Source organism: Sandarakinorhabdus sp. (assembly GCF_041689835.1).
GTDB lineage: Bacteria > Pseudomonadota > Alphaproteobacteria > Sphingomonadales > Sphingomonadaceae > Sandarakinorhabdus.
On record NZ_JBDNFM010000101.1, the window covers coordinates 1 to 22,715 of the forward strand.

Here is a 22,715-nt window from a genome sequence, read left to right on the forward strand (position 1 = left end):
GTCACCGGCACGAAGCGGCAACCGCGGCGCAGCATCGAGCAGGCAAAACCGACGAGATCGCCGATAACGCCGCCGCCCAGCGCTACAACGGCATCGCTGCGTTCCACCCCCAGTTCCAGCAGGCGTTCGACGACCAGTTGCAAATGGTGCCAATTCTTGCTGGCCTCGCCGGGCGGCAGCACGATGGTTTCAAGCCGGATGCCGGGCAGGCCGGCAGCCAGCGCGGCCAGATGCAGCGCCGCCACGGTTTCGTCGGTCACCACCACCAGGCGCGACCCGCGCGCGAACGGGGCCAGCACCGGGGCCGCCGCGCCGAGCAGGCCGGGCGCGATGTGGATCGGATAGGCACGGTCCCCCAGCGCGACATCGACGATCATGGCCATAACCGTCATGTTGGGGTTCCTTGCGCATTGGCGGCGGCGAGCGCGGCAACGATGGCCTCCACCGTTTCATGGTGGGGGCCGGGCTTGCTGGCGATGCGGATGCGGGCCTGGGCATAAACCGGGCCGCGCACTGCGGCGAGCGCGGTGAGCACTTCACCCGGGTCCTTGTCCTTGAGCAGGGGGCGGCTGCCGCGTCGGCGCACCCGGTCAACCAGCGTGGCGACATCGGCATCCAGCCACACACTCAATGTGCGTTCGCGGATGAGGGCGCGGGTTTCGTCGTTCATGAAGGCGCCGCCGCCGGTTGCGATCACCTTGGGGGTGCCGTCGATCAGGCGCGCAATCACCCGGCGTTCGCCATCGCGGAAATGCGCTTCGCCAAAGCGTTCGAACATTTCCGAGATGGTCATGCCGGCGGCGTCCTCGATTTCGGTGTCGGCATCGACGAAGGGCAAGGCAAGGCGCAGCGCAAGGCGTTTGCCGATGCTGGATTTGCCGCAGCCCATCAGGCCGACAAGCGTGACAGGCCGCTGCGCCGCCAAGGCCAGCAGATCAGCGGAACCCAAGGTTTTCTGGGTGGGGATTTTCGGGTCGCCGTCCATCGCCGCGAAGGCTATACACCCGCGCATGAGATGGGCAAGCAAACGCACGTTCGCCGCCGGTGTGGCCGGCTTGGCGCTGGCCGCGGGGCTGGGCTTGCCGGTGGTGGGGCAAGACCGTGAGGCCCCCAAATCGCTGCTGCCGCCGGGTTTTGACCCGCCAACTGCCACGCCTGCCGCTGGGCCGGCCAATGCGCCAGCGCCCTTGCTGCCCGGCGTTGCCGCAGACGCCCCCCCCGCCCGCACCAGCCAAGCGCCGTTGTTGCTGCCGCAGCAGGCCGGGGATACGCCGCCGCCCTTCATCGCGGAAACGGATGCTGCCGCGCTGCCGCCGGGCGCGCCGATCGGCATCATCGATGCGGCTGATGGCGGCTTTGGTGCAGACGCGTTCGGCGGCAGCAATGGCCGTTTTGTGGCCGGGCTGGCCAATCGCATTGCAGGCCCCGTCGCCTCACGCTGGGCAGCGATCACGCTGGGCCGGGCGCTGGCATCGCGGGTGCCGGGGCCGGCGGGGATTGGCGATGGCGATTGGGCGGCAGCGCGCGCCGGGCTGCTGCTGCGGCTGGGCGCGGTCGATCCGGCGCGGCGGCTGGTGGATGCGCTGCCGCTGGAACGCTTTACGCCCGCGGCCTACCGTGTTGCCGGCGACGTATCGCTGGCTGCTGCCGATCTGGCCGGCCTGTGCCCGATTGCGGCCACCGGGCGCGCGCTTTCGGATGATGTGATGTGGGATCTGGCGTGGGGCATGTGCGCCGCGATGGACGGGGATGATATCACCGCTGCCGGCGTGATCGATTCAGTGCGGGGCCAGCGTAACGGGGGGCGCGGTGCGGTACCGGCGTTTGATCTGCGGTTGGCGCAGCGCGTGGTGGTGCTGGCGGGCGGTGCCGGCCGCGCCGATGGCATCAACTGGGCCGAAGAAGAGGGATTGACCCCCTATCGCTATGGCGTCGCCAGCGCGGCGGGTGTGAGCGTGCCGGCCGATCGGTTGGCGGCGCTGGGCCCGGCGCATCCCGGCTGGGCGGTGCGCAATGCCGCGCTGCCGGCGGCCACGCGTTTTGCGCTGCTGCGCCAGGCCGCGGTACTGGGCACATTATCGGCGGAGGAACTGGCGAGCGGGGTCGCAGCGCTGGCGCAAGCCGATGCCAGCGGCGGTTTTGCGCCCGAAAGCCGCGCCGGGCGCCTGCGCGATGCCTTTACCGGCAGCCCGGCCGAACGCGGCGCCGCGATTGCTGCCATCACGCGCAGTACCGGCGGCGATCCCTATGGCGCGCTGCTGGAGGCTGCGACGGCTGCCGGTGCATTGAAGCCTTCTGCGGCACTGGCCGGGCAATCCGATGTGATCATCGCGGCGCTGCTGGCGGCGGGGAACACGGCGCGGGCGCGGGCGTGGGGGCGAACAGCGGCGGGCGCCGATGATGCGGTGCGTGCGCGTGCGCAGGCATTGCTGGCAGCCGGGGCCGGGACTGCGATGGGGCCGGCTGAATTTCGTGCGTGGCAAGCCGCCGCCAAGGCCAGCCCGCATGCTCAGGCCATATTGCTGGCTGTACTGTCGGGGCTGGGCCAGGCGCGCGGCAGCGAGTGGGACGGGTTGAAACAGGATATGATCCGCCCTGTTGCCAATCGCTGGACGGCAGCGATTGCCAGCGCGGCGCGGCGGCGCGCGGCGGGCGAGGTCGCGCTGTTGGCGGCGACCGGCCTGCAAGGCAGCTGGGCCGATGTGCCGCCCGCGCATGTGGAAGCCATCGTCGCGGCGCTGGCGGCCTGCGGTCGCGGGGCCGATGCCCGCCACATCGCCGCCGAAGCCGTGACGCGCACCGCTGCCAGCCCGGCATGACTCCGATCAGCGCCGGCCCCATCACTGATCAGCCGATACGTGATTCTGGCGCCATCGCGCTGTTTCTCGACAGCCTGGCCAGCGAACGCGGCGCGGCGCGCAACACCGTGCTGGCCTATGGCCGTGATTTGCGTCAGGCCAGCGAATGGTTGGAGGGCGGCAGCTTGGGGAACGGGCTGGCGGCGGCGGATGCGGCAGCGCTGGCGCGGCTGGCGCGGCACTGGGCACCCCTGGCGCGGGCGAGCGCAGCGCGCAAGGCATCGGCCGTGCGGCAGTTCCTTGCCTTTTTGATGGCCGAACATCTGCGCGCCGACGATCCCGGCCGCGACCTGGCGCTGCCCCGTTCGGCGCGGCCGCTGCCCAAAACGCTGGCCACCGGCGACGTTGAGCGGTTGTTTGCGGCGCTGGCGGAGCAGCTGGCGGCGCGGCCCGATGATCCTGCACGCAAGCGCACCGCTGCGCTGGTGGAACTGCTTTATGGGTCGGGTTTGCGCGCCAGCGAATTGGTGGCGCTGCCTCGCCACGCCTGCAAGGCCGGGCGCGGGCACATGGTGGTGCTGGGCAAGGGCAACAAGGAACGGCTGGTGCCGATCAGCCGCCGCGCCGAAGCCGCCGTACTGGCGTGGGAAGCGCATGTGCCGGCGGATGCGAAATTCCTGTTTCCCGCTGGCCACAATCGCAAGGATCCGGGGAAGGCCGGCTATCTGTCGCGCCTGCGGCTGTGGCAGTTGCTCAAGGCGCTTGCGGCCACTGCCGGCATCCCGCCCGCCCGCATTTCCCCGCACGTGCTGCGCCATGCCTTTGCCACGCATTTGCTGGAAGGCGGGGCGGATTTGCGCATCGTGCAGACGTTGCTGGGCCATGCCGACATCGCGACAACGCAGATTTACACGCACGTGGCGTCGGCGGCGCTGGTTGAACTTGTGAATACCCGCCATCCGCTTGCGGATCGCGGCGACCAGCAACGCCATCCGCTGGCGCATGGGTCAGATTGACAGGTGACTTTGCGCGGCCCGCCCGGCAAGGAAGCGGCCATGAGCACAAATCCCCTTTTCCGCCCCTTCCCCCTGAAGGGCATCACCTTGCCCAACCGCATCGTGATGGCGCCGATGACGCGCAGTTTCTCGCCCGCAGGCCAGCCAGGCGCGAACGTTGCTGAATATTACCGCAAGCGTGCCGCTGGCGGTGTGGGGCTGATCATCACCGAAGGCACAGCGGTTGAGCGCGCGGGCGCGGCCAACGATCCCAACGTGCCGCATTTCTTTGGTTCGGCGCTGGATGGCTGGGGCCAGGTGGTGCAGGCGGTGCACGGCGAAAGCGGCCTTATCGCGCCGCAATTGTGGCATGTCGGCGCGCTGCCCAACCGCCGCACGCCAAAGGATGAAACCGCAGAAAGCCCGTCGGGCGTGTACATGCCCGGCAAGACCAACGGCAACGCCATGAGCGATGCCGATGTCGCCGACGCCATCGCGGCGTTTGCGCGTGCGGCGGGTGATGCCAAGCGGCTGGGTTTTGACGCGGTCGAATTGCACGGCGCGCATGGTTATCTGATCGATCAGTTCTTCTGGGGCGCCACCAATGCGCGCGATGATCGCTGGGGCGGCGACACGCTGCCGCTGCGCGCGCGCTTTGCGGTGGAATTGCTGAAAGCCGTGCGGGTGGCCGTTGGGCCGGATTTCCCGGTGATCATCCGCCTGTCGCAGTGGAAGCAGCAGGATTTCGCGTTCCGCCTCGCGCCAACGCCGGATGAACTGGCGGCGTGGCTTGGCCCGCTGGCCGATGCCGGGGCCGATGTGTTCCATTGTTCGCAGCGGCGTTTCTGGGAGCCGGAGTTTCCCGAACTGGACGGCGATGAGGGCCTGAATTTCGCTGGCTGGGCCAGGAAATTGACCGGCAAGCCAACCATCACCGTGGGCAGCGTTGGCCTTACGGGTGAATTTGTGGCCGGCATGGGCGGCGAAGCGTCGAAGCCGGCCAGCCTGGATGGCCTGCTGGCGCGGCTGGAACGCGATGAATTTGATCTGGTCGGCGTGGGCCGGGCGCTGATCGTCGATCCCGATTGGGCGTTGAAAGTGGAGCAGGGCCGCCACGGTGAATTGACCGATTATACGGCGCAATCGCTGATGTCGTTGGTGTAAACCGCCGCTTGTGGCAGGAGAAGCCACATGCAGGTTGATGAAGACAATGTACCGATCCTGAAGGGCCGTTCGCTGCGGCCCAAGGATGCAGCGACCGTGCTGGTGATCCGGCGCGACGGGCCTGCTCCGCGCGTGCTGATGGGCCGGCGGGCCAAGGGCCATGTGTTCATGGCGCAAAAATGGGTGTTTCCCGGCGGGCGGCTGCATGCCAGCGATTTCCGCGTCGCCGCCGCCAGCGAATTGCACCCGGATGCCGCTGAGCCATTGTTGCGCACCGCGCCGCCCGCCCGCGCGCGGGCCTTGGCTGCCGCTGCCGTGCGCGAATTGTTCGAGGAAACCGGGCTGGTGCTGGGTGCGCCGGGCAGTGGCCGCACGAGGTCGCCGGAATGGCGCGATTTCCTGGCGACTGGCCACCTGCCGCATCTTTCGCCGCTGCGCTTTGTAGGCCGCGCCATCACCCCGCCGGTGCGGCCGCGGCGTTTCGATGCGCGGTTTTTCACGGTGGAGGCGGAGCATCTCGTCAGCCTCGATCCCGGCGCCGGCTGCGGCGAGCTTGATGAAATCGCGTGGTTCGATTGGGACGAAGCCGGCAAGCTCGACCTGCCCGGCATCACCCGCGCCATCCTGGCCGACGTTTCCGCGCGGCTGGACGATCCGGCGCGGCCCATCCCCTATCACCGTTTCGACAATGGCCGGCACCGGCTGCTGATGCTGTGACGGCGATCACCCGCCTGACGCTCACCGATTTTCGCAACCACAGCGCGGCCAGCATCGAAGCCGGCCGCGGTCTGGTGGTGATCACGGGGGACAATGGCGCCGGCAAGACCAACATACTGGACGCGATTTCGCTGCTGGCGCCTGGGCGTGGTTTGCGCGGCAGCCCGCTATCGGATGCGGCGCGCAGCGATGGCCCGGGCGGCTGGAGCGTGGCGGCCACGCTGGTTTCGCGCGAAGGCGAGGTACAGTTGGGCACCGGCACGATTGCGGCTGCACCCGAACGCCGGCTGGTGCGGGTGAACGGCGCGGCGGCCACGGCGGCGGCGCTGGCCGAATGGCTGGCGCTGGTGTGGCTCACCCCGGCGATGGACCGGTTGTTCAGCGAAAGCAGCGGCAGCCGGCGGCGGTTTCTGGACCGGCTGGTGCTGGCGCTGCACCCCGGCCACGGCCAGCGCGTAAGCCGATACGAAGCCGCGATGCGCGAACGCACCCGCCTGCTGACGGCCGACGGGCCGGCGGATCCGGTGTGGCTGGCCGGGCTGGAGGCGGATATGGCCGAACACGGCGCTGCGATTGCAGCGGCGAGGGCCGACACCGTGACGGCGCTCGCGGCTCAATTGGCCGATGCGCCCGACGGCGTGTTTGCCCGGCCGTTGATTGCGCTTTTGGGCAATGATGCGGGCGATCTGGCGGACCGGTTGGCGCGGGGGCGGGCGCGCGATGCGGCGGCGGCGCGCGCCATCGATGGCCCGCACCGGGCCGATCTGGCCGTTACCCACGCGGCAAAGGCGATGCCGGCCGCCGCTTGTTCGACGGGCGAACAAAAGGCGCTGCTGATAGCCATCGTGCTCGCTCACGCCGGGCTGGCGGCGCAGCGCAGCGGTCGGCCGCCGATTTTGCTGCTCGATGAAATTGCTGCACATCTTGATGCCAGCCGCCGCGCCGCGCTGTTCGATCGGCTGGCGGCGATGGGCGTGCAGGCGTGGATGACCGGCACCGACGCCGCGTTGTTTGCCGATCTGGCCAGCGGCGGCCCGCCCACGTGCTGGCTGGCGCTGCATGGCGGGCAGATCGTGCCCGGGTAAAGCCGTCTCCCGCTGCGCCGTTAGCGTCGTGGCGGGGCGAAGGTGGAGAGAGCATGCATGTCGGATAGCAGCTGGCCGCGCGGTGAGCGCCTGCGGTTTCCGCCTGTGCCAGTACGGGAACGCTCTCTCAGCCCGCGCCTGCTGGCGGCGGCCGAGCCGATCCTGGCCGTGGCCGGCATTGGCGCCTGGTATTACCGCGCCAACAATGACGGGGGCGGCGAATTGTGGTGGAGCGCGCAAACCCGCGTCATCCACGGCGTGGCCGATGATTCTCGCCCGGAACTGGCCAGTGCGATCGATTTCTATCTGCCCTAACACCGACCCATCATCAACCAGCGCCGTGGAGGACGCGATGCGCAAAGGCACGTCGTGGGATGTGGAACTGTGCATCTGCCGTCCCGATGCCTTGCGTCGTGCCATCGCCGGCCGCCGGCTGGTTGCCGCGCTGCAGCCGCAACAGCGCCTCGTGGATGGCAGCGTGTTGGGTTTAAAAGCGCTGGCGCGCTGGAAGCATGACGGCAAATGGGTGCCGCCAGCGGAGTTCGTGTCCATCGCCCAAGACGTTGGCCTTGCCCAGCCGTAAGTGATGGAGGCGGCGCTGGCCGGCTTTGGCACGATGCTCGATGCCGGTTCTGGCCAATGATTTTGTTGAAACGGTGAAGCGCAGCCTGGCCCGGCATCACGTTCCAGCCAAGCGGCTGGAGATCGAGGTGACGGAAACCGTGCTGTTCGATCGGTCAATCGCCGGCACCGGCCAAACGCTGGAGGCGCTGCGCGCCATGGGCTGCACGCTGGCGATGGATGATTTCGGCACCGGCTATGCCTCGCTTTCCCATCTCACCAGTTCCTGGTTGACCGCATCAAGATCGATCGCGGTTTCACCAGCGCCAGCGCCAGCGCCAGCGCCAGCGCGGCTTTCTGGTCGCCCATGGCTGCACTGCCGTGCAAGGCTATCTGTTCGCGCGCCCGATGCTGGCTGAAGAGGCGCTGCCGTGGCTGGTGCAGCACCAGCGCGCGATGGGCCGGCCGCGCGTTGGTGGCAGCGCGCGCGCCCGCTGACGATGACGCATTTTTCTCGCACGCGCGGGCGGCTGGCTCTATAGCCTGTGGGAACAGATCCGATCCCGAGGCTGACCCGTTGACCGACCCCACTCCATCCCAGATCAATGATTATGACGCCGACAGCATCAAGGTGCTGCGCGGGCTGGACGCGGTGCGCAAGCGGCCGGGCATGTATATTGGCGATACCGACGATGGTTCGGGCCTGCATCACATGGTGTTCGAAGTTTCGGACAACGCCATCGACGAGGCGCTGGCGGGCTATTGCGACCGTATCGACGTCGTGCTGAACGCCGATGGTTCGGTGAGCGTGACCGACAACGGCCGCGGTATTCCCACCGGCATCCATTCCGAAGAAGGCGTGTCGGCTGCGGAAGTGATCATGACCCAGCTGCACGCCGGCGGCAAATTCAACAACAGCGACGACAACGCCTACAAGGTGTCGGGCGGGCTGCACGGGGTGGGCGTGTCGGTGGTCAACGCGCTGTCGGAATGGCTGGAGCTGACGATCTGGCGCGACGGCGAAGAACATTGGATGCTCTTCCACCACGGCGATGCGCAGGCGCCGCTCAAGGTGGTTGGCCCGTCAAACGGCAAGCGCGGCACCCGCGTGACGTTTTTTCCGTCGCTGGGCACCTTCAAGTTCATCGATTTCGATTTTGCCAAGCTCGAACATCGGTTTCGTGAGCTGGCCTTCCTCAACAGCGGCGTGCGGCTGTTCCTCAATGATGCTCGCCATGCCGATGTGAAGCAGGTGGAGCTGTATTACGAAGGCGGCATCGCGGCGTTCGTGAAATATCTCGACAAATCCAAGGCGCCGTTGATCCCGCATCCCATCGCCATCACTGGACAGGCGGGTGATATCAGCATCGAAGTCGCGCTGGAATGGAACGACAGTTATTACGAACAGGTGTTGTGCTTCACCAACAATATTCCGCAGCGCGACGGCGGCACCCACATGGCCGCCTTCCGCGCCGCGCTCACCCGCACGCTTAATCAATATGCCGAACGTTCCGGCCTGCTGAAGAAGGAAAAGGTCAGCCTGACTGGCGACGACATGCGCGAGGGGCTGACCGCGATTGTATCGGTGAAGCTGCCCGATCCCAAATTTTCGAGCCAGACCAAGGACAAGCTGGTCAGTTCGGAAGTGCGCCAGCCGCTGGAAAGCCTGATGGCCGATCGGCTGGACGTGTGGTTGCAGGAAAATCCCGCGCACTCGCGCACCATCGTGGCCAAGATCATCGATGCGGCTGCTGCGCGTGAGGCTGCCAAAAAGGCGCGTGACCTGACGCGGCGCAAGGGCGCGCTCGATATTGCTTCGCTGCCCGGCAAGCTGGCCGATTGCCAGGAACGCGACCCGGTGAAATCCGAACTGTTCCTGGTCGAAGGCGACAGCGCCGGCGGCAGCGCCAAGAACGGCCGCAACCGCCAGAACCAGGCCATCCTGCCGCTGCGCGGCAAGATCCTGAACGTCGAACGTGCCCGGCTCGACCGGATGCTGGCCAGCCGCGAAATCGGCACGCTGATACAGGCGCTGGGCACCAGCATCGGGCCGGAGTTCAATCTGGAAAAGCTGCGGTATCACAAGGTCATCATCATGACCGATGCCGATGTCGACGGCGCCCATATCCGCACGCTGCTGCTGACGTTCTTCTTCCGCCACATGCCGACGCTGATCGACGGCGGCCACCTCTTCATCGCCCAGCCGCCGCTATACAAGGTCACGCGCGGGCGTTCGGAGGTGTATCTCAAGGACAATGCCGCGCTGGAGGATTATCTGGTCGAAGCCGGCGCCGGCAATCTGGTGCTTAGTACCGTCAGCGGCCCGCGCAGCGGTGCCGATCTGAAATCGTTGGTGGAACATGCCCGTCGCATGCGCGCGCTGATGGCCTATGTGCCGCGGCGCTATCCCACCGCCGTGGTCGATGCATTGGCCTTGAACGGTGCGCTGGCCCGGCCGGATGCTGCTGCTGCCGCCACAACCGCTGCCTGGCTGAACGCCGCCGACACCGATGGCGGCCGCTGGACTGTCTCGCTTACGGACGACGGCGGCTATCACGTGTCGCGCGAATGGCGCGGCGTGACGGATCATCATGTCATCGACGGTGCTTTCCTGTCGTCACCCGAAGCGCCGCGGCTGGCGGCCTTGGCTGCCCAGGAAGCTTCGGCTTATGCCGCGCCGTCGCAATTGGCCAGTTTCCGCATCACCAGCCCGGCCGATCTGCTCGCCGCCGCGCTCGATGCTGGCCGCAAGGGCCTCGCCATCGCGCGCTACAAGGGTCTCGGTGAAATGAACGCCGATCAACTGTGGGAAACCACGCTCGATCCCGCCGCGCGCACCCTGCTGCGCGTCGACGTCGATGAAGCCGCGGACGCCGACGACATCTTTGCCAAGCTGATGGGCGACGTGGTGGAAGAACGCCGCGCCTTCATCCAGGAAAACGCGCTCAACGTCGCCAATCTGGACGTTTAACGCCGGCCGAGCAGGCGTTTTACCAGCGCCGCATCCACCGCCAGCGCCTGCCGGGTGTCGCCGGTGGTCGTATCGCGGCTGCTGATGGTCTGCGCCGCCAGCAGGCTGTTCGCGATAGCTTCCTCCGTGGCATCGGCAGCCGCGATGAACAGCGGTGTCGTGTCTTCGTTGCCCAGTTCCGGATAGGCGGTAACGGTAGCGCGGCGTGCGGGAGTGCGGCGCACGGCTGCGCTGGTGGAAAAGGCGATGGCATAATCACCGGAGCCGTTGGAAAAGGCCGAGCCGGTGCGGGCCAACCCGGCCATCGCGCGCGCCGCCAGCCGCGTCAGGTTGCGATCGGACAGCGGCGCATCGGTGGCCACCACGATCATGATCGAACCGTCGGCAGAAACCTTTGCCGCCTGCTTGCCCAGAGTCTTGTCTCCTGGCGGCGGAATTGGCACGCCGGCCAGGATCAGCCGGCCGCCAAAATTGCTCTGCACCAGCACGCCCACCGTGAAGCCATCGGCCGTGCGCCGCGATGATGTGCCGATGCCGCCCTTGTATCCAAAGGCAATGGTGCCGCGCCCGGCGCCGACCGCGCCTTCCTGCACCGGGCCGGCTTTGGCCTCGGCAATGGCGCGGCGGGCGTCGGGAACCGTCACGGCGCGGGCGCGAATATCGTTGAGGCCGCCGTCGTTGGTTTCGCCCACCACGGCGTTGACCGAGCGCACCTGTTCGTTGCCGGGCTGACCAAGCGTGTGCTCGATTATGGCGGCGGCGGCTTCGGGCACATTCAAGGTGTTGGTGAGCAGGATGGGGGTCTCGATCTCACCCAGTTCCTTGACCTGGGTGATACCCATCAGCTTGCCGAAACCGTTGGCGACGACGATGCCGGCGGGCACTTTATCAGCAAAGATGTTGCCGGCGTGGGGCAGGATGGCAGTGACGCCGGTGCGGATGCTGTCGCCCCGATCGATCGTCACCTGGCCAACCAGAACGCCGGGCACATCGGTAATGGCGTTGAGTGGCCCGGTGGGCAGGGGGCCGGGCGCAATGCCCAGATCGCGGGCGCGGGCGGCAGCGGCGGGGTGGGCGGACATCAGGGCCACCATCAGGAAAAGCAGGCGCATGGTGTATCATGACGCAACGCCCGCAAAAGAAAAGTGCCGCCCGGCGCCGAGGGATGGGAAGCGCCGGGCGGCACCGCCGCGATGCGCCCCGAGAGGGGCAAGAGAGGCGCATTGCAAGGCTATTTTGGGGGCCGCATGTCCAGCCGGGGGCGGCAGGGGCGGGCGGTGTCACGCGATGGGGGGCAATCTGCGACACCGCCAGCCGGATCGGCGGGCAGGAGCGGCCCCTGCCCACACCCGCCGTATGCTCAGCTGGTCACCTTGTCGGCTGCGATGGCTGCCATGGTGCTGTTACGGGTTGCCTCCAGGGTATTGGCAAAGCACTTGTTTTCTTCGGTCTGAACCCAGGGGCCGACCGCGGTGCCGTGGCACACATTTCTAGAAGCGATGCGGAGGCGGGCTTCGAGGGCCTCGCGGCCGGCGGGCGAACCCAGGTTGAGATCGGCAGTGGACACATAGGCAACCTTGTGGCCGGTTTCGCTGATACCGTAGGCTGTCCGGGCGCCCGCCGGGGTGGTGGCGCCGGCAATGCACAGGCTGGCGAAAAACAGGGTGCCGGCGGCGCCGACGAGGTTGCGGGAGAAGCTCAGGGGTGAAGCGAACATGGGGGACCTCCTTCTTGGTTTTCAGCGGCCGGACTATCCGGCCGCCGATGCCAGCAGCTTTGCAACCAGCGTGCCAACTGCCCTGTAAAAATTACACCTTTTTAAATTCAATTAGTTAGCAGAAATTCTGTATTGCATGATCATGACAGTCAGGATTTACGCTGCGAATAAATGGTAGATTCAGCTATTATTCAGCATCATTTTTTGTAGCTTGGCTGGAGCCGGAGTGGGCATTTGGCTTGGCAGGAATTCCTTGCTGGTGCATAGGATATTGGTTCGTCATGCTTACCCAGCGTTCCCGATATGCGCTTCGCGCTCTGATTTTCATCGCACGGTCCGGCGGGGCCGCGCCAGTGCCGATTTCGGTGATTGCGGCCGATCAGAAACTGCCGCGCAAGTTCCTCGAAGCCATCCTGCTCGATCTCAAGAACGGCGGCCTGGTCAACAGCTATCGCGGCAAGATGGGCGGCTATCGCCTTGCCCGCCCGGCCAGCCAGATCAGTTTCGGGGAGATTATCCGCCTGATCGAAGGCCCGCTGGCGTTGGTGCCGTGCGTGTCGCTATCGGCGTATCAGCGCTGCGATGATTGTTTTGAAGAAGCCACCTGCGTGATCCGCAAGGTGATGCTGGTGGTGCGCGAGCAAACGGCGAGCATCCTGGACAATACCACGCTCGCCGATCTTTCCGTGGAACGCGAAGCCGCCTGATCAGTTGGCTGGCGGTCGCCGCAGTCGCAGCTTGCGGCCATCGCGCGCAGCCAGAAATGCCCCGCCATCCGCAGTGTAGGTGACACTGTTCACCGCTTCCAGCAATGCCAGCACGCGGCGCTCCACATCCATCACCGGCGGCGGGCAGGCCATTTTCGTGGCCGTGAACGGCCCCAGTTTCAGGTTGCCGCCATCCTGTTTCCAGCCGCCGTTGAAGCGGTTGCAGCCCGCGGTGCCGCCAACGCTGCCGTCACTGCCAGCAACGCCGAAGCGCAGGCTGCCGCCGGCCACCGCGCCGCCGCCATTGAGATCGGCCAGTTGCCATTCGCCCTCCAGGTTGCCGGCGATCACGGGCGGCTGGCCGGAAAGCGCCTGGCCCAGTTGCTGCCGCTGTTCACGGCAGCCGGCAAGAGCGAGCAGGGCAAGCGGGAGCAGGAGGCGGCGGCACATGGCGGCATCCTTGCCTTCAGTCGGCGGCCGGAGCAATCAAGTTTGGCCGCGATGGCGCCAGTTCGGCGATTATCCGCGGCTCTTGCGCAGCTCGTCACGGATTTCGGCAAGCAGTGTCTCGCTGGGCGTCGGGCCGGGCGGCAGCGCTGCGGCGGGCCGCGGCATCGCCTTGTTGGCGGCCTTCACCATCAGGAAGATCACAAACGCGATGATGACGAAGTTGATGAAGGCGGTGATGAACTTGCCATAGCCGAACAGCGCAACCCCGGCCTTTTTCAGCGCTTCATAATCGGTGGGACTGCCTGCGAAATCGGCCGGGATGTTCCCCAGCACCACGAACAGGCTGGTGAAATCGATACCGCCGGACGCGAGACCGATGAGGGGCATCACCATGTCTTCGGTGAAACTGGTGACAACGCCGCCAAAAGCCGCGCCGATGATCACCGCCACCGCCAGATCGAGCACATTGCCGCGCGCGATGAACGCCTTGAATTCCTGCAACATGGCTTCCCCCCCCTGTTGTAAATCCTGCGCGCGCACTATCTTGGGTCAAGCACTGCGCGAACGATTGCCCCTTTTTGCCACAAAATGCGGCCTGCGCAAGCCGCCGCCAACGGAGACATTTTCCATGCCTACCGCCATTCGTCGTCCCGCAGCGCTGGCAGCTTTGGCCGGCACCGCGCTGCTGCTGTCGGGCTGCGGCGTCAACACCATTCCCGCCAAGGAAGAAGCGGTGAAGGCCAAGTGGGCCGACGTGGAAAACCAGTATCAGCGCCGCGCCGATCTTATCCCCAATCTGGTGAGCACGGTGAAGGGCTATGCCGTTCAGGAAAAGGATGTGCTGGAAGCCGTGACCAAGGCCCGCGCCAGCGCCAGCCAGGTGACCGTGGATCCGACCAAACTGTCGGACCCGGCGCAGCTTGCGGCGTTTGACCAGGCCCAGGGCGCGCTTGGCCAGTCGCTCGGGCGATTGCTGGTGACGGTGGAAAAATATCCTGATCTGAAATCCAGCGAGCTGTTCCTGCAGTTGCAAAGCCAGCTGGAAGGCACCGAAAACCGCATCACGGTCGCACGCCGCGATTACAACTTGTCGGTGCAGGATTATAATACCGAAATCCGTACCTTCCCGTCGCTGATCACCGCCAAGGTGGTTTACGGCGCCAAGCCGATCGCGCCGTTCAAGGCCACAACCGTGAATGCCGAAAAGGCGCCCGAGGTGAAGTTCTGAAGCCCCGGGTTGGGGAGAGGCACGCATGACAATGCTGCGCCGGCGTAATTTTCCGGCTTTCGCTTTTCTGTTTGCGGCGCTGTGGGCCCTGTCCATTGCATTGTTCACGGCGATGCCGGCAGCGGCAGAGCCGGTGTTTCCCAAGCTCTCCGGCCGTGTCACCGATGCGGCCGGGGTGTTGCCGCCCGAAACGGTGGCGGCGCTGGAGGCCCGGCTGAAGACGCTGGAAGACACCACTGGCACCCAGCTGGTGGTGGCCACCGTGCCCGATCTGGGCGGTTATGAAATCGATGAATATGGCTATCAGCTTGGCCGCGCCTGGGGCATCGGCCAGAAAGGCACCAACAACGGCGCCATATTGCTGATCGCGCCGGCGCAGCGCAAATTACGCATCGAGGTGGGCTATGGCCTCGAAGGCGTGCTGACGGATGCCGTGTCCAGCCGCATTATCCGCCGAGCGGTTGTGCCGCGTTTCAAGGCGGGCGACATTGCCGGCGGCATCACGGCCGGAGCCGATCAACTGATCACCCTGTTGCAATTGCCGCCCGACCAGCAGGCGGCCTTTGCCGCCCAGGCCAAGGCCGCCAGCGGCGAAAAAGCTGACGGTCCGGGTTGGGGTGCCTTGGTGTGGCTGATCATCATCATCGTCTGGATGGTGATTTCGTCGCGCCGTGGGTCGCGCGGGCGGCGCAGCGGCTCAGCGATCCTGTGGGGCCCCGGCATCGGCGGCAACTGGAGCGGCGGCGGCGGCGGTGGCGGTAGCGGCGGCGGTTTTGGCGGCTTTTCGGGCGGCGGCGGCGGCTTTGGCGGCGGCGGCGCGTCTGGAGACTGGTGATGTTGTTCAACGACACTGACCGCGCCCGCATCGCGGCTGCCATCGCTGCGGCCGAAGCCACCACGGCCGGCGAGATCGTGGTGATCATCAGCACCAGGGCGCACCGGTATACCGCCACCATGCTCGCGGCTGCGGTGCTCGCGGCCTTTGTTTTGCCGTTCATCGCCGTGCTGGCCGGGTGGACGCCGTCGCTGCTGGTTCCCGATTGGGACGCGCTGGATGCTGCCACCCGCGAACGCCGCGGTATCGAAGGCTTTGCCGCGGTGCAGGCGCTGGTGTTTGTTGGCGCGCTGGCACTGGTGGCGGGCTTGCGGCTGGACCGCGCCCTCACCCCGCGCGGGCTGCGGCGCGACCGGGTTCACCATGCCGCCATCATGCAATTCCGGGCGCGCGGGCTTACCGCCACACAGGGCCGCACCGGCGTGCTGCTTTATCTCGACGAGGCCGAGCATGTCGCTGAAGTGATTGCCGATGAAGCCGTGTTTGCCCGCGTTGCGGCGGAGGATTGGGGCGAAACCATTGGTGCGTTGATCGCTGGCATCAAGGCCGGCCGTGCCGCGGATGGGCTGGTGGCGGCCATCGAACGCGCCGGCGCGGTGCTGGCCGCGCACCTGCCGCCGCGCGCTGACGATGTGAACGAGTTGCCCGACGCGCTTATCGAGCTGTAAAGGCGCGGCCGATCAGCAGGCGGGTTAGCCGCGCGCGGTGAAAACGAAGGCCGGCGGCCAGTTGCGCGGTTCAAACCGCACCGCGACGTGGGCAAAGGCAGTGCGCAGCTCCGCCAGCATGGCATGCGAATATTGATAGCCGATCAGCGGTGCTCCCGGTTTCAGCGCGCCAGCGGTGGCGGCCAGAATGCGGCCGCGCACGGCGCGCGGCATGATCGAGAACGGCAGGCTGGAGATGGCGACATCGCAGCCGCCCCCCGCCTGAATGTCCACATGATCGGCCACATGTTCGGCCGACATCGGCAACACCAGCAGCCGCGGATCATCGATGCTGCGCGCCAGGTAGCTGGCAAATTCCGGGTTGAGTTCAAAGGCGATCAGCCGCGCATCCGGACGCATCCGGGCCAGTAGTGCCCGGGTGACGACCCCGGTGCCGGGGCCGAATTCCACAGCGGTTTCCACCCGCGCCCATTCCACCCCGCCCAGCATGCGGCTGACCAGCTGGCGCGAGGAGGGGATGAGCGATCCGACCCGGCGCGGATGGGCCAGAAACTGGCGCGCGAAAAACAGCGCGGTGTTGGGGGTGGGCATGGCAGGCGGGGCGGGCGGGGCGGGATCAGGCAGCGGCTGAAGGCCGGGCGGCAACGCGCGCGCGCCATTCCGGCAGCCACGCGGTGCCGGCGGGCAGTGGCTGGCCCACCTGTGCGCCGAATTCCATAAAGCAGAACAGCAGGATATCGGCCAGGGTGAAGCGGCTGCCGCAGACGAAATCCCCAACGCCCCGGGCATTCATGTGCCCATCCAGCCACAGCAGTTTTTTCGCGGCCAGCACCTTCAGTTCCTCGCCGCCGCTTTGTGACATGACCGGGAAGCGTGGTTCGAACATCGGCCGGCCCTGCGTGGCGCGAAAGCCATTGGCCATGGTTTCGGCATAGCCCAGATCGATGATGCGCACCCACTTGCGGGTTTCGGCGCGCTCTTCGGGGGTGGTGCCGATGATTGGCGGCAGGGGCGCAATTTCCTCCAGATATTCGGCGATCACGGTGATTTCGGAAATGCAGCGGCCATCGTCCAGCTCAAGGGCAGGGGTGCCGCCAGCGGGCACCTTGGTGATGTAATCGCCGCTGCGGTTGGCGCCGGCCCTGATGTCGATGGTGACTGTGGGCAGGGTGATGCCCTTTTCGGCGAGGGCCATGCGCACCACGTGCGGGTTGGGGCCGATGCTGTCGTAAAGTTTCATGGAATGGTCTCCTGACTGAAAAAGGAAAGGCGGGGCGGCGGGTTTATTTGCCGTGCAACTGCGCGATGATGCGCTGCTGTTCTTCGCGGCCGATCGTCCAGCCGCGCGCCAGCCAGGCTGCACCGAGCGCGCTTACCACCGGCGGCACCAGGAACAACAATACCAGGCCATCGATGGCAAACGGCGTGTTGGCGCTGCCCAGTTTTGCATCAAAGCCCACCATGTCGAGCACGACGTATGCCAAACCAACGGGGATGGCATATCCGATCTTTTGCACCGCAACCAGCACTGCATAATAAAGCCCGGCGCTGCTGCGCCCGGTGGCGAGCGTTTCGGCATCGGTAACATCGGCCAGCATGGCGCGCACCAGAAACGGCGGCGCGACCGCCGGGATGCCAGCCAGCAACATGCCGGTTGCCGCCGCCCAGAAACCGGCGTTGGGGGCCAGCACGAGGCCCATGTGCAGCACGGCATAGCTGCCGATGGCCCATGCCACCGCCATGTGTTTGGATGTGCGCCGTGCCACCCAGCCCCACAAGGGCGCGCCGATCAGGCCGGATGCAAAATAGAACAGCAGCAGCAGCCGTGCTTCGTTTACCGAAAAGCCGCGCGCCGCTTCGAAGAAGAACACCAGCAGCGCACCGCCGAAGCCGGGCGGCAGGCTGGCGAGCAGATCGATCAGCATCAGCCGGCGCAGATTTGGCTGTTTCAGCGCCTGCCGGATATCACGCCAGCCGTGCGGGTGTTCGCTGGCGGCGCTGGCGGACCGGCGATCGGGCACCCCCAGTGTCACCGCCAGTAGCGCCGGCGTGAGCATCAGCGCCAGCACCAGCCCCATGGCATGCACGCCCAGCGACGCCGATGCAGCAAAGCCCAGCTGCGGCCCCAGCCAGTTGGCCAGCGGCGGCACAGCCAGCAAGGTGATCAAGGCGATCATGTTGGCGGTTTGCCACCAGCCAAAGATGCGGCTGCGTTCGTGATAATCGGTGGACAGCGCCTGGCCCCAGCTGGTGTGGGCGACCTGGGCCATCGAAAACCCGGTGTAAATCACCAGCAGGCCCGCAAAGGCGCGCAGTGGCGACAGGCCGGGCTGTGCAAAGAAGCAGAGATAAAGGCCTAGCAGCATGATCAGCCCGCCCGCCACCATCCACGGCCGAAACCGGCCAAAGCGCGTGTTGGTCCGGTCGATGCCGTGCCCGAACGCGATATCCAGCGGCAGATCAATCCAGCGCACGGCCGAAAACACAATGCCGGTGATGGCCAGATCAAGGCCCAGTGTGCTGGCATAATAAGGCGGCAGATAGATCACCATCGGCAGGCCGACGCCGGTGAGCGGCAGGCACGGCGCGGTAAAAGCGGCGAGCGTCCGGCGTTTCAACGGTCGTGATTGGGCTGCGCTGTCCATACCCCTCCCCGGGCCAGAGCGCCACAATGGGGCGGCGGCAAGCGCGGCGCAACCCTCGCGAATTCAGGCGGTCATTCCGCGCCGCCGGGCGGCAAACACGCGCAGGGCATGGTCCAGCCGGGCCAGCACCTCGCCGTGCAGGGCCGGCGTGGCAGCGGCCAGCCCGTGGATGAGTGGTTGCGGCTGGTTGAAGGTCAGCGCGGCGCCGCGGCGATCGGTGATCAGGCCGCCGGCTTCGGCAAGGATCAGGCTGGCGGCGGCGACATCCCATTCGCCAACGGTGCGCCCTTCCATCCAGGCATCAGCCTCGTTGGCGGCCAACATCGCCATGCGCAGTGCCAGGCTGTTGGGTTTGGCCACCGCCGTTCCCGGCCACGGCGACGGCCAGAACGAGGCGGTGAGATTGGCCTGATCGATGGGCAGGCGCACACCATCTAGGGTGGCGAGGCCCGACACGCGCAGCCGCTTGCCGTTGAGGATGGCACCGCGCCCGGCGCTGGCGGCATAGGTGCGCTGCTGCGCCGGGGCGTGCAGCACGGCGGCCACCACGGCACCATCTTCGACCAGCGCCACCGAAATCGCCCAGCCGGAGTGGCCGCGCAGGAAATCGCGGGTGCCATCGATGGGATCGACCACCCACACCCGGCGGCGTTCCAGCCGGGCGGCACTGTCGGCGCTTTCTTCCGAAAGCCAGCCATCATCGGGGCGGGCGGCGGCAATCACGCCGCGCAAATAATCGTTCACTGCCAGATCGGCGGCGCACACCGGGCTGCCATCATCCTTTTGCCATTTTGCCGGCAACTGGCCGAAATGCGCCATCGCGATGCGCCCGGCGTTGTCGGCGATTTCGGCGGCCAGCGCCAGATCGGCATCGCGCGGGGAAGGCGCGGGCGGGGTCAACTGCCCGCCACCATCATGCCGTCGATGCGCAGGGTGGGGGCGTTGCTGGCGTGGCGGAAGGTGAGATCGTTGGCGGCGATCATCCGCGCGTACATGTCTATCAGATTGCCGGCGATGGTGATCTCGGCCACCGGCCGGGTGATGACGCCGTTTTCAATCAGATAGCCGCTGGCGCCGCGGCTGTAATCGCCGGTGAGGCCATTCACCCCCATGCCGATCAGTTCGGTTACCAGCACGCCTTGCTTGATGTCGGCCATGAGTTCGGCCGGGGATACAGTGCCGCCTTCCAGATGCAGATTGGTGGTGCCGGCCCCCGGGGGGCCCGACGTGCCGCGGCTGGCGTGGCCGGTGGGCGCCAGGCCAAGCTGCCGGGCGCTGGCCGCGTCCATCAGCCAGCCATTAAGCACGCCGTTTTCGATGATGGCGGTGCGGGCGGCGGGCAGGCCCTCGCCGTCGAAGGCGCGGCTGCGCAGGCCGCGGCGGCGCAGCGGATCATCGATGATCGACAGCCCGGCGCTCAGGATCGCCTCGCCCAATTTATCCTTCAGGAAACTGGTGCCGCGGGCAATGGCGCTGCCGGTGATGGCGCCCACCAGATGGCCGATCAGCGAGGCGGAAACGCGTGGATAAAACAGGATCGGCATCTGGCCGCTGGGCAGCTTGATCGGGTGCAGGCGCTGCACGGCGCGGCGGCCGGCGCGGGCGCCGATGTCCTCGGGTGCTTCGATGTCGGCGAGATAACGCGCGCTGTGCCAGGCGTAATCGCGCTGCATGTCGCTGCCGGTGCCGGCCACCACACTGGCCGACAGGCCGTGGCTGGTTGAACGTTTGCCGCCGCGAAAGCCGGTGGAGGTGGCCAGCGCCATCACCACGGTGCCGGCCGACGCGCCGCCGCCTTCGCTGTTGGTGACGCCGGCGACGGCGCGGGCGGCGTCTTCGCAGGCCAGCGCGCGTTCTTTCAGGGTAGCGGCGCTGATTTGCGTTGGATCATCAACATCCAGTTCGGCCAGCGGGCCGCGCGCCAGCCGGTCTTCGGGCGCGAGGCCGGCATAAGGGTCTTCTGGTGCCAGCCGGGCCATGGCAACGGCGCGCTGTGCCGCTTCGCGCAGGGCGGCGCTAGTGAGATCGGACGAAGACACGCTGGCCGAGCGCTGGCCGACAAAGACGCGGATGCCGATTTCCTCGCCTTCGGCACGGCCGATATCTTCGAGCGTGCCTAGCCGCACGGAGATGGAGGTGGCACCGTCGCCGACATACAGCGCGTCGGCGGCATCGGCCCCGGCAGCGCGGGCGGCGGCAAGGGCGGCATCAAGGCGGGTGAGCGCATCAGCGGGAGTTAACATGACCTTGATGTAGGGGCGCAGGCGCGGCCTGTCACCTTCCGATCGCCGCGTCCTTTTGTCGAATATGTGCAATGCGGCGGACGCTGGGCATGACAGCCTGTGATCAGCACGACACGGGTGATGGGTGGGCCAGCCCTGAGTCGGCCTCTGACGAAGGCGCGCGGGCCTGTTCCCAATCCGGGACAGGCCCGCAGCTGCGCGCTAATGCGTTCAGGCCAATCCTACCGCCGCACAGGCCGCTGCCCACAGCGCGCCGGCCAAGCGATTGGAACGGAAAAGCAGCAGCGCATTGGCTGGGCGCATGTCGGCCAGCTTGACGACCTGCCAGCCCAGATGCGCCGCCAGCGGCACCAGCGCCAACACCGCCAGCGCCTGGCCCGACGACAGCCACAGCGCCGCCGCCCACAGGATCAGCGCCAGCGCGTAAAATACCGATACTCCGGCGCGGGCACGCGGCCCGAGCGCGCGGGCGGAGGATTTGATGCCGGCCAGCGCATCGTCCTCGATATCCTGCAGCGCATAGATGGTGTCGTACCCCAGCGTCCACGCGATGCCGCCGGCCCACAGCAGCCACATTTCGGGGGAATCGAACGGCGCCACTGCTGTCCAGCCAACAGCCAAGCCCCAGTTGAAGGTGAGGCCCAGCCAGGCTTGCGGCCACCAGGTTATGCGTTTCATGAAGGGATAGGCCGCCACCGGGATCAAGCTGGCGAGGGCCACGACCTGCGCCAGCCCGCGCAGTTGCAGCAGCACGGCGAGCCCGACCAGCGCCAGCGCCGCCGCAAACGCCAGCGCCGCCTTCACCGAAATGCGCCCCGATGCGACCGGGCGATCCCGCGTGCGCGCCACCTGAGCATCAAGATCGCGATCGACGATATCGTTCCAAACGCAGCCGGCACCGCGCATGGCAAGGCTGCCCAGGCCGAACCACGCGATCAGCCACGGCTGTTGCTGCAGGCCGCCGGCCAGCGCCAGCCCGGCGATGCACGGCCAGAACAACAGCCAGCTGCCCGCCGGCCGATCGAACCGGGCAAGGCGCGCATAGGCTTGGGCACCCGCCGGGAGCAGGTCGATCCAGCTTTTTACGGCATCTGGCGTAATGGGGGAAGGCGGCGTAACCACAGGCCCCATGAGCGAAGAAGACCGCAGCTTGTCAACCACACCGCGCCTGCATGTCACGGCTGCACTGGCGGCGGGCGTGCCGATCATGCTGGATCAGCCGCAATCACATTATCTCGGCAGCGTCATGCGCCGCCAGCCGGGCGACATGGTGCGGCTGTTCAACGGCCAAGATGGCGAATGGGCGGCGCGGGTGGCAAGCGTGGCCAGGAAAGTGGTGACGTTGGTTGCAGAGCGGCAGAGCGCGCCGCAGGAGCAGGTCGCCGATCTGTGGCTGTGTGCCGCGCCGCTGAAAAAGGGCCGCATCGACTGGCTGGTGGAAAAGGCCTGCGAACTCGGCGCGGCGCGGCTACAACTGGTCACCACCCAGCGCACGGTGGTGGACAAGCCCAACCTGGAGCGGTTGACCGCGCATCTGGTGGAGGCCGCCGAACAATCGGGCCGCACTGGTGTGCCGGACCTGCCCGATCCCGTCACGCTGGATCGGCTGCTGAAGGACTGGCCTGAGGGCCGCGCGCTAATTTTTGCCGATGAAACCGGCGGCGAGGCGATGGCCGCCGCGCTGGCGCGGGTGCCGGCGCCGGCGGCCATATTGATTGGCCCGGAAGGCGGCTTCACCGCGGCGGAGCGCGCCGCCATCCGCGCTCATCCGGCGGCTTTGCCGATCAGTCTGGGGCCGCGGATATTGCGCGCCGAAACCGCAGCGCTGGCGGCGGTGGCGGTGTGGCAGGCACTGCACGGTCATTGAGATGCGGGGAAGCGGTCGATGCGCTGGACAGGGACCAGATGGTCGCCGCCACTGCGTGGATGGC

Annotated in this window: 26 protein-coding genes; 14 read left to right on the forward strand and 12 right to left on the reverse strand. The window is 66.9% G+C overall.

The window, feature by feature from the left end; all coding sequences use genetic code 11:
- Nucleotides 1-392: iron-containing alcohol dehydrogenase (locus ACESL8_RS04880; protein ID WP_372916510.1), on the reverse strand; the 392-nt coding region annotated here is incomplete at its 3' end.
- Nucleotides 389-985, reverse strand: a complete 597-nt coding sequence (locus ACESL8_RS04885) for a shikimate kinase (protein WP_372916549.1) — start codon at nt 983-985, stop codon at nt 389-391. The genes ACESL8_RS04880 and ACESL8_RS04885, both read right to left, overlap by 4 nt.
- 25 nt (nt 986-1,010) lie before the next feature.
- Here ACESL8_RS04885 and ACESL8_RS04890 point away from each other — a divergent pair, with 25 nt between their 5' ends.
- The 9 genes from ACESL8_RS04890 to gyrB all read left to right on the forward strand — a co-directional run bounded on the left by ACESL8_RS04890 (nt 1,011) and on the right by gyrB (nt 10,291).
- Nucleotides 1,011-2,819 carry a hypothetical protein gene (locus ACESL8_RS04890; protein WP_372916511.1) on the forward strand — a complete coding sequence of 603 codons (1,809 nt, stop codon included), beginning with the start codon at nt 1,011-1,013 and terminating at the stop codon, nt 2,817-2,819.
- Entirely contained in the window at nt 2,816-3,814 is a 999-nt protein-coding gene (locus ACESL8_RS04895) for a tyrosine recombinase (RefSeq protein ID WP_372916512.1), read from the forward strand. Before ACESL8_RS04890 ends, ACESL8_RS04895 begins: the two co-directional genes overlap by 4 nt.
- 39 nt (nt 3,815-3,853) lie before the next feature.
- Entirely contained in the window at nt 3,854-4,957 is a 1,104-nt protein-coding gene (locus ACESL8_RS04900; protein ID WP_372916513.1) for an NADH:flavin oxidoreductase, read from the forward strand.
- 27 nt (nt 4,958-4,984) lie between these two features.
- Nucleotides 4,985-5,674 (forward strand): NUDIX domain-containing protein, encoded by a 690-nt coding sequence (locus ACESL8_RS04905; protein WP_372916515.1) that lies wholly within the window; start codon nt 4,985-4,987, stop codon nt 5,672-5,674.
- Nucleotides 5,671-6,759 (forward strand): DNA replication/repair protein RecF, encoded by a 1,089-nt coding sequence (recF, locus tag ACESL8_RS04910; RefSeq protein WP_372916516.1) that lies wholly within the window; start codon nt 5,671-5,673, stop codon nt 6,757-6,759. The genes ACESL8_RS04905 and recF overlap by 4 nt, the downstream gene beginning before the upstream one ends.
- Before the next feature lie 57 nt (nt 6,760-6,816).
- On the forward strand, nt 6,817-7,074 hold the full coding sequence (locus ACESL8_RS04915; protein WP_372916517.1) for a hypothetical protein: 258 nt from the start codon (nt 6,817-6,819) through the stop codon (nt 7,072-7,074).
- Between the two features lie 37 nt (nt 7,075-7,111).
- Nucleotides 7,112-7,342, forward strand: a complete 231-nt coding sequence (locus ACESL8_RS04920) for an EAL domain-containing protein (protein WP_372916518.1) — start codon at nt 7,112-7,114, stop codon at nt 7,340-7,342.
- 40 nt (nt 7,343-7,382) lie between these two features.
- On the forward strand, nt 7,383-7,739 hold the full coding sequence (locus ACESL8_RS04925) for an EAL domain-containing protein (protein WP_372916519.1): 357 nt from the start codon (nt 7,383-7,385) through the stop codon (nt 7,737-7,739).
- Nucleotides 7,740-7,897: 158 nt separating this feature from the next.
- Nucleotides 7,898-10,291, forward strand: coding sequence for a DNA topoisomerase (ATP-hydrolyzing) subunit B (gene gyrB / locus ACESL8_RS04930; protein ID WP_372916520.1), 2,394 nt, complete (start codon nt 7,898-7,900; stop codon nt 10,289-10,291).
- On the opposite strand, the gene ACESL8_RS04935 is transcribed toward gyrB, so the two are convergent.
- Together ACESL8_RS04935 and ACESL8_RS04940 are read right to left on the reverse strand one after the other, a co-directional pair.
- On the reverse strand, nt 10,288-11,403 hold the full coding sequence (locus ACESL8_RS04935) for a P1 family peptidase (RefSeq protein WP_372916521.1): 1,116 nt from the start codon (nt 11,401-11,403) through the stop codon (nt 10,288-10,290). The genes gyrB and ACESL8_RS04935 overlap by 4 nt on opposite strands.
- A 248-nt stretch (nt 11,404-11,651) precedes the next feature.
- Complete coding sequence (locus ACESL8_RS04940) at nt 11,652-12,008, reverse strand: UrcA family protein (protein WP_372916522.1); 357 nt, start codon at nt 12,006-12,008, stop codon at nt 11,652-11,654.
- A 281-nt stretch (nt 12,009-12,289) separates the two neighbouring features.
- Between ACESL8_RS04940 and ACESL8_RS04945 the strand changes: the two genes are divergently transcribed.
- The gene (locus ACESL8_RS04945) at nt 12,290-12,715 is read left to right on the forward strand and encodes an Rrf2 family transcriptional regulator (protein WP_372916523.1); all 426 of its coding nucleotides are present in this window, start codon (nt 12,290-12,292) and stop codon (nt 12,713-12,715) included.
- On the opposite strand, the gene ACESL8_RS04950 is transcribed toward ACESL8_RS04945, so the two are convergent.
- Nucleotides 12,716-13,165 (reverse strand): META domain-containing protein, encoded by a 450-nt coding sequence (locus ACESL8_RS04950; RefSeq protein WP_372916524.1) that lies wholly within the window; start codon nt 13,163-13,165, stop codon nt 12,716-12,718.
- A 69-nt stretch (nt 13,166-13,234) separates the two neighbouring features.
- Nucleotides 13,235-13,669, reverse strand: coding sequence for a large conductance mechanosensitive channel protein MscL (gene mscL / locus ACESL8_RS04955; protein ID WP_372916525.1), 435 nt, complete (start codon nt 13,667-13,669; stop codon nt 13,235-13,237).
- A gap of 124 nt (nt 13,670-13,793) precedes the next feature.
- On the opposite strand from mscL, the gene ACESL8_RS04960 reads away from it, so the two are divergent.
- From ACESL8_RS04960 to ACESL8_RS04970, 3 genes are read left to right on the forward strand one after another with little or no spacing between them, the layout of a single operon-like run.
- On the forward strand, nt 13,794-14,393 hold the full coding sequence (locus ACESL8_RS04960) for a LemA family protein (protein ID WP_372916526.1): 600 nt from the start codon (nt 13,794-13,796) through the stop codon (nt 14,391-14,393).
- Between the two features lie 31 nt (nt 14,394-14,424).
- A complete protein-coding gene (locus ACESL8_RS04965) occupies nt 14,425-15,228 on the forward strand; it encodes a YgcG family protein (RefSeq protein WP_372916550.1) in 804 nt (267 codons plus the stop codon).
- The gene (locus ACESL8_RS04970) at nt 15,228-15,896 is read left to right on the forward strand and encodes a TPM domain-containing protein (protein ID WP_372916527.1); all 669 of its coding nucleotides are present in this window, start codon (nt 15,228-15,230) and stop codon (nt 15,894-15,896) included. Before ACESL8_RS04965 ends, ACESL8_RS04970 begins: the two co-directional genes overlap by 1 nt.
- A gap of 24 nt (nt 15,897-15,920) precedes the next feature.
- On the opposite strand, the gene ACESL8_RS04975 is transcribed toward ACESL8_RS04970, so the two are convergent.
- The 6 genes from ACESL8_RS04975 to ubiA all read right to left on the reverse strand — a co-directional run bounded on the left by ACESL8_RS04975 (nt 15,921) and on the right by ubiA (nt 21,915).
- Complete coding sequence (locus ACESL8_RS04975) at nt 15,921-16,487, reverse strand: class I SAM-dependent methyltransferase (RefSeq protein WP_372916528.1); 567 nt, start codon at nt 16,485-16,487, stop codon at nt 15,921-15,923.
- A 25-nt stretch (nt 16,488-16,512) separates the two neighbouring features.
- Nucleotides 16,513-17,136 carry a glutathione S-transferase family protein gene (locus ACESL8_RS04980; RefSeq protein WP_372916529.1) on the reverse strand — a complete coding sequence of 208 codons (624 nt, stop codon included), beginning with the start codon at nt 17,134-17,136 and terminating at the stop codon, nt 16,513-16,515.
- Nucleotides 17,137-17,179: 43 nt separating this feature from the next.
- The gene (locus ACESL8_RS04985) at nt 17,180-18,541 is read right to left on the reverse strand and encodes an MFS transporter (RefSeq protein WP_372916530.1); all 1,362 of its coding nucleotides are present in this window, start codon (nt 18,539-18,541) and stop codon (nt 17,180-17,182) included.
- 63 nt (nt 18,542-18,604) lie between these two features.
- The gene (locus tag ACESL8_RS04990) at nt 18,605-19,441 is read right to left on the reverse strand and encodes an inositol monophosphatase (RefSeq protein WP_372916531.1); all 837 of its coding nucleotides are present in this window, start codon (nt 19,439-19,441) and stop codon (nt 18,605-18,607) included.
- Entirely contained in the window at nt 19,438-20,784 is a 1,347-nt protein-coding gene (locus ACESL8_RS04995; RefSeq protein WP_372916532.1) for a TldD/PmbA family protein, read from the reverse strand. The genes ACESL8_RS04990 and ACESL8_RS04995 overlap by 4 nt, the downstream gene beginning before the upstream one ends.
- 210 nt (nt 20,785-20,994) lie before the next feature.
- Nucleotides 20,995-21,915, reverse strand: coding sequence for a 4-hydroxybenzoate octaprenyltransferase (ubiA, locus tag ACESL8_RS05000; protein WP_372916533.1), 921 nt, complete (start codon nt 21,913-21,915; stop codon nt 20,995-20,997).
- Here ubiA and ACESL8_RS05005 point away from each other — a divergent pair.
- Nucleotides 21,914-22,651: a 16S rRNA (uracil(1498)-N(3))-methyltransferase gene (locus ACESL8_RS05005; RefSeq protein WP_372916534.1), complete on the forward strand. Its 738-nt coding sequence runs from the start codon at nt 21,914-21,916 to the stop codon at nt 22,649-22,651. The genes ubiA and ACESL8_RS05005 overlap by 2 nt on opposite strands.
- Nucleotides 22,652-22,715 lie beyond the last annotated feature (64 nt).

Excerpts from the sequence above, each read along its gene's own strand:
- ACESL8_RS04885 (WP_372916549.1), bottom strand. The coding sequence starts at position 985 with ATGGACGGCGACCCGAAAATCCCCACCCAGAAAACCTTGGGTTCCGCT.
- ACESL8_RS04890 (WP_372916511.1), top strand. The coding sequence starts at position 1,011 with ATGAGATGGGCAAGCAAACGCACGTTCGCCGCCGGTGTGGCCGGCTTG.
- ACESL8_RS04895 (WP_372916512.1), top strand. The coding sequence starts at position 2,816 with ATGACTCCGATCAGCGCCGGCCCCATCACTGATCAGCCGATACGTGAT.
- ACESL8_RS04900 (WP_372916513.1), top strand. The coding sequence starts at position 3,854 with ATGAGCACAAATCCCCTTTTCCGCCCCTTCCCCCTGAAGGGCATCACC.
- ACESL8_RS04905 (WP_372916515.1), top strand. The coding sequence starts at position 4,985 with ATGCAGGTTGATGAAGACAATGTACCGATCCTGAAGGGCCGTTCGCTG.
- ACESL8_RS04915 (WP_372916517.1), top strand. The coding sequence starts at position 6,817 with ATGTCGGATAGCAGCTGGCCGCGCGGTGAGCGCCTGCGGTTTCCGCCT.
- ACESL8_RS04920 (WP_372916518.1), top strand. The coding sequence starts at position 7,112 with ATGCGCAAAGGCACGTCGTGGGATGTGGAACTGTGCATCTGCCGTCCC.
- ACESL8_RS04925 (WP_372916519.1), top strand. The coding sequence starts at position 7,383 with ATGCCGGTTCTGGCCAATGATTTTGTTGAAACGGTGAAGCGCAGCCTG.
- ACESL8_RS04935 (WP_372916521.1), bottom strand. The coding sequence starts at position 11,403 with ATGCGCCTGCTTTTCCTGATGGTGGCCCTGATGTCCGCCCACCCCGCC.
- ACESL8_RS04940 (WP_372916522.1), bottom strand. The coding sequence starts at position 12,008 with ATGTTCGCTTCACCCCTGAGCTTCTCCCGCAACCTCGTCGGCGCCGCC.
- ACESL8_RS04945 (WP_372916523.1), top strand. The coding sequence starts at position 12,290 with ATGCTTACCCAGCGTTCCCGATATGCGCTTCGCGCTCTGATTTTCATC.
- ACESL8_RS04950 (WP_372916524.1), bottom strand. The coding sequence starts at position 13,165 with ATGTGCCGCCGCCTCCTGCTCCCGCTTGCCCTGCTCGCTCTTGCCGGC.
- mscL (WP_372916525.1), bottom strand. The coding sequence starts at position 13,669 with ATGTTGCAGGAATTCAAGGCGTTCATCGCGCGCGGCAATGTGCTCGAT.
- ACESL8_RS04960 (WP_372916526.1), top strand. The coding sequence starts at position 13,794 with ATGCCTACCGCCATTCGTCGTCCCGCAGCGCTGGCAGCTTTGGCCGGC.
- ACESL8_RS04965 (WP_372916550.1), top strand. The coding sequence starts at position 14,425 with ATGCTGCGCCGGCGTAATTTTCCGGCTTTCGCTTTTCTGTTTGCGGCG.
- ACESL8_RS04970 (WP_372916527.1), top strand. The coding sequence starts at position 15,228 with ATGTTGTTCAACGACACTGACCGCGCCCGCATCGCGGCTGCCATCGCT.
- ACESL8_RS04975 (WP_372916528.1), bottom strand. The coding sequence starts at position 16,487 with ATGCCCACCCCCAACACCGCGCTGTTTTTCGCGCGCCAGTTTCTGGCC.
- ACESL8_RS04980 (WP_372916529.1), bottom strand. The coding sequence starts at position 17,136 with ATGAAACTTTACGACAGCATCGGCCCCAACCCGCACGTGGTGCGCATG.
- ACESL8_RS04985 (WP_372916530.1), bottom strand. The coding sequence starts at position 18,541 with ATGGACAGCGCAGCCCAATCACGACCGTTGAAACGCCGGACGCTCGCC.
- ACESL8_RS04995 (WP_372916532.1), bottom strand. The coding sequence starts at position 20,784 with ATGTTAACTCCCGCTGATGCGCTCACCCGCCTTGATGCCGCCCTTGCC.
- ACESL8_RS05005 (WP_372916534.1), top strand. The coding sequence starts at position 21,914 with ATGAGCGAAGAAGACCGCAGCTTGTCAACCACACCGCGCCTGCATGTC.
- ubiA (WP_372916533.1), bottom strand. The coding sequence starts at position 21,915 with ATGGGGCCTGTGGTTACGCCGCCTTCCCCCATTACGCCAGATGCCGTA.